The sequence below is a fragment of the Thioalkalivibrio sp. ALE20 genome (genome assembly GCF_000381405.1).
Taxonomy (GTDB): domain Bacteria; phylum Pseudomonadota; class Gammaproteobacteria; order Ectothiorhodospirales; family Ectothiorhodospiraceae; genus Thioalkalivibrio.
The window spans coordinates 120748-133412 of the sequence record NZ_KB906477.1; the positions used below are offsets into that span (position 1 = coordinate 120748).

At 68.2% G+C, this 12665-nt stretch carries 10 protein-coding genes; 5 read left to right on the forward strand and 5 right to left on the reverse strand.

The annotated features are described in order from the left end of the window. The first annotated feature begins 15 nt into the window (after nt 1–15). Complete coding sequence (locus F790_RS0110745) at nt 16–954, forward strand: pentapeptide repeat-containing protein (RefSeq protein ID WP_019589600.1); 939 nt, start codon at nt 16–18, stop codon at nt 952–954. A gap of 21 nt (nt 955–975) precedes the next feature. Here the strand turns inward: F790_RS0110745 and F790_RS0110750 are convergent, their stop codons facing one another. Continuing rightward, nucleotides 976–1653 (reverse strand): hypothetical protein, encoded by a 678-nt coding sequence (locus tag F790_RS0110750; RefSeq protein WP_019589601.1) that lies wholly within the window; start codon nt 1651–1653, stop codon nt 976–978. 117 nt (nt 1654–1770) lie between these two features. Here F790_RS0110750 and F790_RS0110755 point away from each other — a divergent pair, with 117 nt between their 5' ends. Further along, on the forward strand, nt 1771–2316 hold the full coding sequence (locus F790_RS0110755) for a hypothetical protein (protein WP_019589602.1): 546 nt from the start codon (nt 1771–1773) through the stop codon (nt 2314–2316). A 99-nt stretch (nt 2317–2415) separates the two neighbouring features. On the opposite strand, the gene katG is transcribed toward F790_RS0110755, so the two are convergent. The 4 genes from katG to F790_RS0110775 form a co-directional block, all read right to left on the reverse strand. Continuing rightward, on the reverse strand, nt 2416–4641 hold the full coding sequence (gene katG / locus F790_RS0110760; protein ID WP_019022294.1) for a catalase/peroxidase HPI: 2226 nt from the start codon (nt 4639–4641) through the stop codon (nt 2416–2418). A gap of 149 nt (nt 4642–4790) precedes the next feature. Next, nucleotides 4791–5633 (reverse strand): PH domain-containing protein, encoded by an 843-nt coding sequence (locus tag F790_RS0110765; protein ID WP_018871083.1) that lies wholly within the window; start codon nt 5631–5633, stop codon nt 4791–4793. A 57-nt stretch (nt 5634–5690) separates the two neighbouring features. Then, nucleotides 5691–6581 (reverse strand): hypothetical protein, encoded by an 891-nt coding sequence (locus F790_RS0110770; RefSeq protein ID WP_232199269.1) that lies wholly within the window; start codon nt 6579–6581, stop codon nt 5691–5693. Between the two features lie 49 nt (nt 6582–6630). Further along, the gene (locus tag F790_RS0110775; RefSeq protein WP_019022291.1) at nt 6631–7500 is read right to left on the reverse strand and encodes a hypothetical protein; all 870 of its coding nucleotides are present in this window, start codon (nt 7498–7500) and stop codon (nt 6631–6633) included. Between the two features lie 180 nt (nt 7501–7680). Between F790_RS0110775 and F790_RS0110780 the strand changes: the two genes are divergently transcribed. Genes F790_RS0110780 through F790_RS0110790 form a run of 3 tightly spaced genes read left to right on the forward strand, consistent with a single transcriptional unit; the run spans nt 7681 to nt 12628 of the window. Further along, entirely contained in the window at nt 7681–8403 is a 723-nt protein-coding gene (locus F790_RS0110780; RefSeq protein WP_019591660.1) for a TetR/AcrR family transcriptional regulator, read from the forward strand. Then, on the forward strand, nt 8400–9512 hold the full coding sequence (locus F790_RS0110785; protein ID WP_019591661.1) for an efflux RND transporter periplasmic adaptor subunit: 1113 nt from the start codon (nt 8400–8402) through the stop codon (nt 9510–9512). The genes F790_RS0110780 and F790_RS0110785 overlap by 4 nt, the downstream gene beginning before the upstream one ends. A gap of 14 nt (nt 9513–9526) precedes the next feature. Next, the gene (locus F790_RS0110790; protein WP_019591662.1) at nt 9527–12628 is read left to right on the forward strand and encodes an efflux RND transporter permease subunit; all 3102 of its coding nucleotides are present in this window, start codon (nt 9527–9529) and stop codon (nt 12626–12628) included. Nucleotides 12629–12665 lie beyond the last annotated feature (37 nt).

Here is a 12665-nt window from a genome sequence, read left to right on the forward strand (position 1 = left end):
CGGAAGGGGACAGCCATGAGCGATGAGCCGGGCGAGACGCCGGAACGGGACAGCGAGGGCTACGAGCTGTGGTACACCCGGCGTGACGGCGAGGTGCACGGGCCGTTTCCGGCGCATCTGATCCGGCGCTACCTGATCCTCGGGCGGCTCACTCCGGACGACGAAGTCGGGCCGACGCCGCACCTGTGGTACCCGCTGCGCGAGGTGCCCGGGCTGATCCCGGAGGAACTGCTGCATGCCGACACCCCGGAGGGGGTGGAACGCCTGCAGCAGGCCCGACTGCGCGAGGACGAGCGCCTGCGCGAACGTCGCGCGCCCGACGAGGACACCCCGCCGGAACTCCTTGAACGTCGTCAGGGCGAGCGGCGCCGGCCCGAATCGCCCGAGACCGTGACCCATCGTCAGCAGTGGGCGGAACTGCTGACCCTCCCGGCACGGCACGTGCCCGCGATCCTCCGCGGGCCTCGCCGCTGGATCACGCTGGGGGTGACGCTGGCGGTGGCGATCCTGGTGCTGTGGCTGCTGCGCGAGCCGCCACCGGAGACCCCCGCCCGCGACTGCTCGGCCCCGCCGGCTCCGGAGGTCAACTGGAACCGCTGCGAGATGCCAGTGGCCGACCTGCGCGAGGCGGACCTGACGCGCGCCAGCCTGCGCGAGGCCCGGCTGCCCGGTGCCCGCCTGCAGGGGGCCCGGCTGGACGGGGCCCTGCTGGAATTCGCCGACCTGAGCCGGGCGAACCTGGCCGACGCGCGGCTGCGCGAGGCCCAACTGCGGGGGGCCAGCCTGCGCGGCGCGGACCTGACCGACGCCGACCTTTCCGGCGCCGACCTGCGCCACGCCGACCTGCGCGACGCCAATCCGGAAGACGCCGTGCTCGACGGCGCCCGTCTCGGCCGTGCGCTGTGGCCGGACGGCTCGCGCTGTCCGCCCGAAGGCGTCGGCACCTGCGAGTGATGCGCGCCGGGCAGCCCCGTGTCAGGCAGGTTTTTCGAGGGCGTTGCGGATGTCGGGGATGCCCTTGACCCAGTAGAGCAGCGCCACACAGCCGGCGAAGAAGGCGATCGCGGCCCAGTCGAACAGCTCCTTGTAGCGCACGGTGTCGGCGGCCAGCAGCAGGGTCATCATGGCCAGGTAGGCCAGCGCGAAGGTGACGTGGATCAGCATGTCGCGGTAACCGCCGCGGGCCACCCAGTACCAGACCAGCACGGTCAGGTGCCACAGCGCCAGGAACAGGAACAGGAAAGGCAGCATGGTGGCGCCCAGCTCCACGCTGGTGGCGGCCTCGCGCCCGCCCAGCGAAGTCAGGTGACCGATCAGCAGGATGGCGTACAGCCAGGCCACCAGCGTGACCTCGACCAGATCCAGCAGGAACAGGACCACGATGCGGCGCGGGCTGAGCCCGGCCAGGCGGGCGCCGTTGTCGGGATTGCAGAAATAGGCCGAATAAGCGACGAACTTGTAGGCGGTGAAGACCGTAACCAGTGCCGTCAGCACGATGCGCTTCCAGAATTCCGGGTCCCGGATGGTGGACGGGTGATCCGTCAGGAACTGCACGTATTCGACCGAAACCACCAGCAGCCCCAGCGCGATGACCGCCAAGATCAGATCGCTGATCTTCTCGGAAAGGCGGTTATAGAAGGTATTGGTATTCATCGCGGCTTCTCGTCCCTGTGCATGCGGTGGCTCGACGGATCTCCCCTCCGTTTGAGGGGCGACGGCGGGAGGGGCGCAGTTTAGGCTGTTCGCAATATCCCTTCCACTGGAGGCAGCATGCAGCCGACGCAACCGAATACCCGCACCCGTGCCACCCTGCTGACGGGTCTGGCGGCCGGCGCCGCTCTGACGCTGACCGGCGGACAGGCCGTCGCCGGCGAGGTGGTGATGAGCGGCACGATCGATGGTGACGAACGGACCTGGGAGCGCTTCGACACGGATGACGGGGGGCCGGCCTTCTTCACCGACCTGCCCGGCGGGGCCCGCCTGTTCAACCTGCACGGACTGCGCGACGGCAGCACGCCGAACCCCATGGGCTCGCTGATCGTCAGCGTGACGACCTTCAATGACAACGTGGGCAGGGTGGAGGTCAGCTATTATCACGAACAGGCCGGCGGCCCCGATTTCGTGGGCAACGACCAGCTCGAGAATGTGGAGTACGAGTTCGACCGCCTGGAGGTCGACGGGGACACCGCCCGCATCAGCGGCCGGGTTTCGGGCGAGTTGCACCACCGGGAGAATCCGCTGAGCGAGGAGACGGATCCGTCGCGCACGCGCTCGGTGGAGGTGGAGTTCGACACCACCCTGCCCGAACAGGAGTAGGGCCGGGAAAAAGGAACCGGCGCCCGCCCTCTGTTCGCCTGCAAGCAGGTTCCCACAGGCGAACAAAGCGGGGCGGGCTCCGGTTTTACGGCACTCGGCTTACATCAGATCGAAGCGATCGGCGTTCATCACCTTGTTCCAGGCATCGACGAAGTCCCAGACGAACTTCTCCGCCGCGTCGTCCTGAGCATAGGCCTCGGCCAGGGCCCGCAGCTGCGAGTTGGAGCCGAACACCAGGTCCACGCGGGTCCCGGTCCACTTCACCTCGCCGGTGGCGCGGTCACGTCCCTCGAAGCGGTCGGACTCCTCGCCCACGGGCTGCCACTCGATGCCCATGTCGACCAGGTTCACGAAGAAATCGTTGGTCAGCTGTCCGGGACGCTCGGTCAGCACGCCATCCTTCGAGCCCCCGTGGTTGGCATCCAGTGCCCGCATGCCGCCTACCAGCACCGTCATCTCGGGGGCCGTCAGACCCAGCAGCTGGGCACGGTCCAGCAGCATCTCCTCTTCGGCCACGGTGAAGCGCGCCCGGCGGTAATTGCGGAAACCATCGGCTTCGGGCTTCATCGGCTCGAAGGACTCGGCGTCGGTCTGCTCCTCGGTCGCATCCGTGCGTCCGGGGAGGAACGGCACGTACACCGGGTGCCCGGCATCCGCCGCCGCCTTCTCGATGGCGGCCGCCCCGCCCAGCACGATCATGTCGGCCAGGGAGATGCGCTTGTCGCCATACTGCTCGTCGTTGAAGGCCTTGCGCACGCCCTCCAGCCGGTCCAGCACCTTCGCCAGCTGCTGCGGCTCGAACGCCTCCCAGTCCTTCTGCGGCGCCAGGCGGATACGCGCCCCGTTGGCCCCGCCACGCTTGTCCGACTGACGGAAGGTGCACGCCGAACACCAGGCGGTGGCCACCAGCTCCTGCACCGTCAGTCCGGTCGCGAGGATCCCGGCCTTCAGCCGGTCGGCATCCTGCGCATCGATCAGCACGTGATCCACCGGTGGCACCGGATCCTGCCAGATCAGGTCCTCGGCGGGGACTTCCGGTCCGAGATAGCGATCCTTCGGCCCCATGTCACGGTGCGTCAGCTTGAACCAGGCGCGGGCGAAGGCATCCGCGAACTCCTCCGGGTTCTCCTTGAAGTGCAGGGCGATCCTGCGGTACTCGGGATCCTCGCGCATCGCCATGTCGGCGGTGGTCATCATGATGCCCACCTTCTGCGACGGGTCCTCCGCGTCCGGGGCGTGGTCCTCGTCGGCGAGGTTCTTCGGCACCCACTGCCAGGCCCCGGCCGGGCTCTTCGACAGCTCCCAGTCGTACTTGAACAGCACCTCCAGGTAGCTCATGTCCCACTGGCGCGGGGTCGGGGTCCAGGCACCCTCCAGCCCGCTGGTGATGGTGTCGCGGCCCTTGCCGGAACCATAGCTGCTCTTCCAGCCCAGACCCATCTCCTCCAGCGGCGCGGCCTCCGGCTCCGGTCCCACGTGGGCGGCGTCGCCCGCGCCGTGCACCTTGCCGAAGGTGTGTCCGCCGGCGGTCAGGGCCACCGTCTCGTAGTCGTTCATCGCCATGCGCTCGAAGGTCTCGCGGATGTCGTGCGCCGACTTGAGCGGATCGGGGTTGCCGTCCGGACCCTCGGGGTTCACGTAGATCAGGCCCATCTGTACCGCGGCCAGCGGGTTCTCGAGTTCACGTTCGCCGGAATAGCGGCTCTTCGCGTGATCGCTGGTCGCCAGCCACTCGTCCTCGGCACCCCAGTAGATGTCCTCTTCCGGCGCCCAGATGTCCTCGCGCCCGCCGCCGAAGCCGAAGGTCTCGAAGCCCATGGACTCCAGCGCCACGTTGCCGGCCAGGATGTACAGGTCGGCCCAGGAGATCTTGTTGCCGTATTTCTGCTTGATCGGCCACAGCAGACGCCGCGCCTTGTCGAGGTTGGCGTTGTCCGGCCAGCTGTTGATGGGGGCGAACCGCTGGTTGCCCGTGGACGCCCCGCCCCGGCCGTCGGCGGTGCGATAGGTCCCGGCGGCGTGCCAGGCCATGCGGATCAGCAACGGGCCGTAATGGCCGTAGTCGGCCGGCCACCAGTCCTGCGAGTCGGTCATCAGATCGGCCAGATCCTGTTTGACCGCCTTCAGGTCCAGCTGGCTGAACGCCTCGGCGTAGTCAAACTCCGGCCCCAGCGGGTCGGACTCGATCCCGTGCTGGTGCAGGATGCCCAGATTCAGCTGGTGGGGCCACCAGTCACGCGGGCCACCGCCGCCGGCATCGTTGCGGGTACGGCTTCCGTGCATCACCGGGCACTTGCCTTCGGCGTTCGCTTTGTCTCCTGCCATCTCTCTCTCCTTCTTGCGTTGTATTCGTGGACACGCACGCAAGCGATCTCGTTCGATCCATGCGTATCCCTGTCCTGAGGTATAGCAGGAGCAGCCATAAAAGCCATTATCGAGTTCACATGGCCTTGATAGAGGTCACCTATTGGGGATCAGAGCCGGGCCCGGGCCCGCTGCACCAGACCGGCCGGGTCGCGCAGGCCGGGCACCACCTTCGCGTGCCCGTCGGCATCCACCACCGTGACCTTGCCGAAGCCCAGGCGCCGACCCAGCCAGTGCTGCTTCACGCCGATGTCGCCGACTCTCTTGAGATCGAAGCGCACCGCGCGCTGCCACAGGAGCCCGCTCGCAACGTGGAGGTAACGATCGGTCAGCACCGCCTCGGAGTTGACGAAACTGGCCAGCCCCCGAATCGCCAGCCCCGGCAGGACCACCAGGTAGAGCACCGCGGCCGCGCCCAGCCCCCACACCCCGAGCGGGCCGATGGCCAGCAGCGCCGTGAGCCCCAGCACCCCCAACGCCGGCAGAAACACCGCCCAGTGGGCATTGGTCTCCAGCTCCACATGCGCCCCGGGCTCCAGCTCTTCGCGCAGTTCGATGGAACGCCGCCCCAGGATCACCAGCAGGCTGATCAGCACCGCCGGCGGCAACAGCAGGATGCCCGCCACCAGCAGCATGTTGCCGACGCGCGCCCCGGACCAGGCCACACCCGCCACCAGGGTGATGACCGCGGAGAGCATCAGCGCCACCGCCAGCATCCACAGGGCGCGGCGCACGCGCTCGCCACGACAGACCTCGCGGGCCGAACGCCCGCCCGGCCACCAGCGGATCAGCGCCGCCGCCAGTGTCAGCGGCAGCAGCACCACGAACGCCGCCACGAACCCGAGTGAACTCCCGCCACGCACCAGCATGGCCCCCAGCAGCGAGATCACCGTTGCCACCGCCAGGATCAGCGGCATCTGCCGCCCCAGTCGTGCCCAGAAACCCTGCGCCATCACGCCCTCTTGCGGTTATCCGTATCCGGAAAAGGCGCCAGTCTATCAGCGAACGGCTTATTCCTCGGCGGCCGGCGGCTCGGCCGCGCCGGAGAAACCCGGTCCGCGCACGTCCTCGATCTCCCAGCCGCGATCCATGTCGCGGCCGGTCACCCACCAGTCATGCACGTGCAGGCGCAGCGGCCCGCGCACCCGTTCCTCGAAGCGCGACGGCAGGACATACGGTCCGACTTCCTCGTACTCCAGGAACGTGGTGTCCACGTGCGCCCCCTGCGTGCGTTCGAAGCCCTCCAGCGTGATGTGCACGCGGTACAGCCGGTCGGTCTCCGGATGGATCCACATCACCACCTCGTCGCGTTCGGCAAAGCCAAAGCCCGGTTCGATGGTCGCCAGCACCCGGTGGTAGTCCACCCCGTCCTCGCGCCGGTCCGGCAGGCGCTGCAGATCGGTGGCGCGGTGCTTCACGAAACTGGGGCCGAAATGGAACAGCTCGCCGGCGTCGATGGTCATCGCGGTGGCGGCGACCCGGTCCGGATCGGTCTCGAACTCACCGTTGTAGTACACGCTGATCGTGCCCTCGTGGCGAAACACGTGCTTCACGCCCTCGGGCCCGGTGTACTCGCGGACATACAGCGAATCCGCCGGCCGGTAGCGTTCCTCCGAGCGCCCGCGGAATCCGGTGTCCGCCACCAGCGGCTGGATGCGCTGGATCATGCGTCCCCATTCGCCGTCGGTGGCCATGTTGAAGTCGCGCGGGTCCTCGCGCAGGTCGCCTCCGTGCGCCTCCAGCGTTCGCTCGAACAGGGTCTCGGCCGACAGCCCGTCGGCGAACTCCCGATCCGGCGCCGGCTCCGGAAAGGCGCGCCCGCAGCCCGCCAGCAACACGATCAATCCCGCCACGCCCGCAAGCCGCCAGCCCGCGGCCACTGTCCGTCCCGTCCGTACCATGGCCATCCTCCCCTGCGTGCGACGCCGGGCCCTGCGGCCCGGTATCCGTCTACTCGGGATCCGGGGGCACGCCGGAAAGTTCCACGTGCTCGGACCCCACGAACTCCCACAGCTCCGGCATCAGCCGTTCCATGCGCTGCTGGATCGCATCGGACACCAGCAGCATGTGGTCGATCCCCTCGGTCCGGCCGAAGATCGAATGGGTCAGCTCCTCGCGGGTACGCACGCGGTTGCGGATATCGTCCAGCAGCCGCTGGAACTCCGATGGCGTGGGCTGCACACCCAGCGTCCGGAACAGCTCCCCGAGCCCGTTCATCAGCCCTTCGGCCTCCGGCCCCAGGCCGAAGTCCTCCGGGCGGTAATCCGACTCGCCCACCGAGGCACGCGGCACCCACACGCTGAAACCGACCTTCTTCAACGAATGATAGACCGGTTCCTCGGAGATCAGGACCAGCATCAGCCGCTCCCGACTGGCCACGAACGACGCCCCGCCCATGGACCACTCGCCATCCACCACGAAGCGGTACAGCCGCAGGTGCTCGCGGAAGTCCGCCGCCTGCAGCTGATCCAGGATCAGGATGGTGCGCTCGCCCTCGGAATACGCGCAGGCACTGGAGACCTCGCGGTCGAACGCCGGGATCGGCGGTTCCTCGCGGCCGCCCTCCTCCGGGTTGGATGCCGGCTGTGCGGTCGGCACCGGGTCCTGCGCCTGGGTGAAGTCGTGATACAGCACGTGCGGGACTTCCAGTGCCGCGGCCAGCGCGTTGGCAAAGGCCGTCTTGCGCCGGCCCGAATCTCCCTCGACGTTCAGCGTGGGGATCACGCCGCCCGCCTGCGCCAGCACACAGTCCACATGATGGGCATAGTCGATATTCGATTCGAAGCCGTTGTCGGCCATCCGTTCGCGCAGTGTCTTCATGGGCCTTCCTCGTGGCCTGCCTTCCCCTCAAGGATACTTTCCCGCTGGCCGGCAGGGGTAGGGAACCGGCCCCCCGGCAGACGTCGAGCGGCCGCAGCGTGTTCCAGTCGACGGCACGAATCCGACACAATCCATGAACCCAGTTCACAAACCGTTCCGGGTTCGCTAGTCTGCAGCGTCATGGGAACCGAAGACCGCAAGCAACGCGAGCGCCAGGCACGCGAACAGTTGTTCATCGACAAGGCCCACGAGCTGATCCGCACGGATGGCCTGCTGGCCCTGCAGATGTCGAAGCTGGCCGCCGCCTGCGAATACGCCACCGGCACGCTGTACCAGCACTTCGCCTCCAAGGAGGATCTGCTGGCCGCGGTGGCGACGCGCACCACCATCCAGCACGCCGAACGCTTCCGCCGGCTGCCGGAGCTGCCCCTGGGCACGCGCTCGCAGATGCTGGCGATCGTACTGACGGATCTCGATTTCGCCGCCGCCCACCCCGACCACTACCGCCTGATGCAGTACCTGCTCACCGAAGCGGTCTGGGCGCAGATCTCGCAGGAACGCCGGGAGGCCCTGCTCACGGCCGCCCAGCCCATCAGCGATGCCGTGAGTGGCGTGGTGGAAAGGGCCCGCGAAAACGGCGACCTGCCCCCGCCCAAGGAGATCTCCGCCGAAGAGATGGGGCTCGGCCCCTGGGCCCTGAACCTGGGCATGCAGAACCTCGCGAACGCGCGCGGCCTGCTGGAGGCGTATGACATCGGCCAGCCGCTGGATCACCTGCTCCGCCATTTCCACGCCCTGATGACCGGCTGGCGCTGGGAGCCGCGCGTGGACCCCGACGAACCCTCGGTGGTGCGCGCGGAGAGCGAGCGCGTACGCGCCGTGCTGCAGGAGGCCTTCCAGTGAGTCGCCGTTTCTTCTACATGCTGTTCGGCGTGGCCGTGGTGCTGGGCGGGATCTTCGGATTCAAGGCCTTCATCGACCAGCAGATCGCCGAATATTTCGAGGAGATGCCCGAACCCGAGGCCACCATCAACGCAGCCACCGTCGAGACCGACGCGTGGACACCCGAGACCCGCGCCATCGGCAGTCTCGAGGCGGTGCGCGGCGCGACCCTGAGCTTCCAGAGCCAGGGCCTGGTGGATCGCATCCTGTTCTCCAGTGGCACCGAAGTGGTCGAAGGCGAGACCCTGGTGGAGCTGGACACCGCCCTCGACCGCGCCGAGCTGGAGAGCCTGCAGGCCGCGGCCATGCTGGCCGAAAGCGAGCTGCAGCGCGCCCGCGGGCTGGCCGAGCGCGACAGCATCTCCGACTCCGAACTGCAGCGCCGGCAGACCGAAGCGGAACAGGCCCGCGCCGCCGTGCGCTCGCAGGAAGAGCGCATCCGGCAGAAGCGCCTGCGCGCGCCGTTCGACGGCCAGCTGGGCATCCGCCAGATCGACGAGGGCCAGTTCGTCGGCCCCGGCGACCCGGTGGTCGAACTGCAGACCCTGGATCCGATCCACCTCAACTTCACCCTGCCCGAACGACGCCTGAGCGAAGTCGAACCGGGCCAGGAAGTGCGTATCCGCACCGATGCGCACGACGCCGTTGTCACCGGTGTCATCACCGCCATCGAGCCGCGGGTGCGTCCCGCGTCGCGCATGTTCCGCGTGCAGGCCACCCTCGACAACGAGGACCACCGCCTGCGCCCGGGACAGTTCGCCCGCGTGACGCTGCAACGCGGCGAGGCCGAGGAAGGACTGGTGGTGCCGCAGACCGCCATCCGCCACGCCCCGTGGGGCCAGTCGGCGTTCGTGGTGTTCGAGGACGATGACGGGCAGAAGCGGGTGGAACAGCGTCTGGTCGAGACCGGCGAACGGCGCGGCGACCTGATCCGCATCCGCGACGGGCTGGAGGAAGGCGAGACCGTGGCCGCCAGCGGCCTGCTCAAGCTGCAGAACGACACCCCGGTGAACATCACCGAAGACGCCCAGCCGGATGCCGAGCGCGACCCGCGCCCGGACACTCGCTGAGCCGGACCGCGACCATGCGTTTCACCGACGTCTTCATTCAGAAACCGGTGCTGGCCACGGTGGTCAGCCTGTTCATCCTGCTGTTCGGCATCCGCGCGGTGGTGGACCTGAACGTCCGCCAGTTCCCCGAGGTGCAGAACGCGGTGGTGACCGTCAGCACCTCGTACATCGGCGCGGAAGCCGATCTGGTCGAGGGCTTCATCACCACCCCGATGGAGCGCGAGGTCGCCGAGGCCGAGGGCATCGACTACATCGTCTCCTCCAGCATGGCGGGCACCAGCACGGTGCAGGCGCACCTGGAGCTGGACTACGACCCCAACGAGGCGCTGACCCAGATCTCCGCACAGGTCGACAAGATCCGCTCCGAACTCCCGGCCGAGGCCGAGGACCCGGTGGTGGACCTGTCGGTGGGCGACGACGTCGCGGCGATGTACCTGTCGTTCTATTCCGAACAGCTCGACAACAACCAGATCACCGACTACCTCGTGCGCGAGGTGCAGCCGGAGCTGTCCACCGTCAACGGCGTGCAGCGCGCCGAGATCCTCGGCGGCGAGCCCTTTGCCATGCGGGCCTGGCTGGACGCGGACCGCATGGCCTCCTACGGGGTCAGCGGGCGCGACGTGCGCCAGGCGCTGGAGGGCAACAACGTGCTCTCCGCGGTCGGCCAGACCCGGGGTTCGATGGTCAGCCTCGACCTCACCGCCGACACCGACCTGCAGAGCGTCGAGGAATTCGAGCAGCTGGTGCTGTTCGAGGCCGATGGCGATCTGGTGCGCCTGGCCGACGTGGCCGAGGTGGAACTGGGCTCGGAGACCTACGACTCCTCGGTGCGCTTCAACGGTCAGGCGGCCACCTTCATGGGGATCGAGCTGGCGCCGGACGCCAACGCCCTGGACGTGATCGCCGAGGTGCGCGAGGTCTTCGACGAGCGCGTGGAACCACGGCTGCCGTCGGGTCTGAACGGCGAGATCGTCTACGACTCCACCGACTACATCGAGAGCGCGATCAACGAGGTGCTGATCACCATCGCCCTCGCGCTCCTGATCGTGCTGGCGGTGATCTACCTCTTCCTGGGCTCGCTGCGCAGCGTGATCATCCCCGCGGTGGCCGTGCCGCTGTCGCTGGTCGGCACCTTCATGCTGATGCTGCTGATGGGGTTCTCGCTCAACCTCCTGACCCTGCTGGCGATGGTCCTGGCGATCGGCATCGTGGTGGACGACGCGATCATCATGCTGGAGAACATCTCGCGGCACATCGAGGAGGGGATGTCGCGCATGGAGGCCGCGCTGCAGGGCGCGCGCGAGCTGGCCTGGCCGATCGTGGCGATGTCCACCACGCTGGTCGCGGTGTTCCTGCCGCTGGGCTTCATCGGCGGGCTGACCGGCACGCTGTTCATCGAGTTCGCCTTCACCCTGGCGGCCACCGTGGTGATCTCGGGGATCGTCGCCATCACCCTGTCGCCGATGATGTGTTCGAAGATCCTGCGCCACGGCGACGGCCAGCGGCGCGGGCGCATCGAGACCTGGCTGGACGACCGCTTTGACGGCCTGCGCCGGCGCTACCGGCGGCGCCTGCACGGGGCCCTCAACGACCGCTTCACCATCGCGGTGTTCGGCGCCATCGTGCTGGTCTCGTGCTATTTCCTGTTCGTCACCTCGCAGTCGGAACTGGAACCGCCCGAGGACCAGGGCTTCGCCTTCTCCATCATGGAGGGCGACCCGCACATGGGCATCGACCACCTGGAACGGAACACGGCCCTGACCGACCGCCTGTTCGACGAGATCCCGGAGATGGACAACATCTTCATCGTCAACGGCTTCGGTGGCGGCCCGGGCATGGCCGGCGCGACCAACCAGGCGCTGGGTGGCTTCGTGCTGAGCCCGTGGGAACAGCGCGAGCGCGACACCGACACGATCCTGGAAGAAGACCTGCAACCGGCGCTGGAGCGCATCCCGGGACTGGAGGTGTTCGCGGTCCAGCCACCGCAGCTGCCGACCCCGGGCGACGGCGCCCCGATCGGGGTGGTGTTCAACTCCACGGCCTCGTTCGAGGAGCTGGAAACGTTCAGTGACGAGATCACCGAGCGCGCGATGGCCACCGGGCGCTTCATCTTCCTGGATACCGATCTCGACTTCGACAAACCGCGGGTGGACCTGAAGATCGACCGCGAGCGCGCGGCCCAGCTCGGCATCGACATGACCACGCTGAACGCCGACCTCGCCACGTTCCTCTCCGGGGGCTACACCGGCCGCTTCGCGATGGAGAACCGCAGCTACCGGGTGATCCCCCAGGTACAGCGCTCCGACCGCCTGACCCCGGAGCAGCTGGAGGAGCTGTTCACCCGCACCGCCGACGGCACGCCGGTGCCGCTGTCCAGCATCGTGACCCTGGAGGAAAGCGTCACCCCGCGCGAGCTGAACCGCTTCCAGCAGCTCAACGCGGTGACCCTGCAGGGCGTGCCGGCCCCGGGCGTGACCCTCGGCGAGGCCCTGGCCCTGATCGACGAGATCGCCGCCGAAGTACTGCCGCCGGACGTAAACGTGGACTACGCGGGTGAATCCCGCCAGCTGAAGGCCGAGGGCGGCGACCTGGTGGTGACGTTCTTCTTCGCCCTGCTCGTGATCTTCCTGGTGCTGGCCGCGCAGTTCGAGTCGTTCCGCGACCCGCTGATCATCCTCACCACGGTGCCGATGTCCATCGCCGGCGCGCTGATCTTCATCAGCCTGGGCGTGACCTCGCTGAACATCTACACCCAGGTGGGCCTGCTGACGCTGATCGGCCTGATCGCCAAGCACGGCATCCTGATCGTGGAGTTCGCCAACCAGCTGCAGCGCCAGGGGCATCCGCTGCGCGAGGCGATCGAGGAGGCCGCCAGCCTGCGCCTGCGGCCGATCCTGATGACCACCACCGCCACCGTGGTGGCCATGGTGCCGCTGCTGATGTCCACCGGCGCCGGCGCCGGCTCGCGCTTCGCCATGGGGCTGGTCATCGCCGCCGGCATGGCCATCGGCACGCTGTTCACCCTGTTCGTGGTCCCGGCGATCTACACCTACCTCGCCCGCGACCACTACGCCGACAGCCTCGCCGCCGGGGAGACGGACCACTCGCCCGCCTGACCGACACGCCTGACCTGGCATGGCGGCAACCATTTGC

Bases quoted from the DNA above. Each gene is read 5' to 3' on its own strand.
- F790_RS0110745 (WP_019589600.1), top strand. From the start codon at position 16: ATGAGCGATGAGCCGGGCGAGACGCCGGAACGGGACAGCGAGGGCTAC.
- F790_RS0110750 (WP_019589601.1), bottom strand. From the start codon at position 1,653: ATGAATACCAATACCTTCTATAACCGCCTTTCCGAGAAGATCAGCGAT.
- F790_RS0110755 (WP_019589602.1), top strand. From the start codon at position 1,771: ATGCAGCCGACGCAACCGAATACCCGCACCCGTGCCACCCTGCTGACG.
- katG (WP_019022294.1), bottom strand. From the start codon at position 4,641: ATGGCAGGAGACAAAGCGAACGCCGAAGGCAAGTGCCCGGTGATGCAC.
- F790_RS0110765 (WP_018871083.1), bottom strand. From the start codon at position 5,633: ATGGCGCAGGGTTTCTGGGCACGACTGGGGCGGCAGATGCCGCTGATC.
- F790_RS0110770 (WP_232199269.1), bottom strand. From the start codon at position 6,581: ATGGTACGGACGGGACGGACAGTGGCCGCGGGCTGGCGGCTTGCGGGC.
- F790_RS0110775 (WP_019022291.1), bottom strand. From the start codon at position 7,500: ATGAAGACACTGCGCGAACGGATGGCCGACAACGGCTTCGAATCGAAT.
- F790_RS0110780 (WP_019591660.1), top strand. From the start codon at position 7,681: ATGGGAACCGAAGACCGCAAGCAACGCGAGCGCCAGGCACGCGAACAG.
- F790_RS0110790 (WP_019591662.1), top strand. From the start codon at position 9,527: ATGCGTTTCACCGACGTCTTCATTCAGAAACCGGTGCTGGCCACGGTG.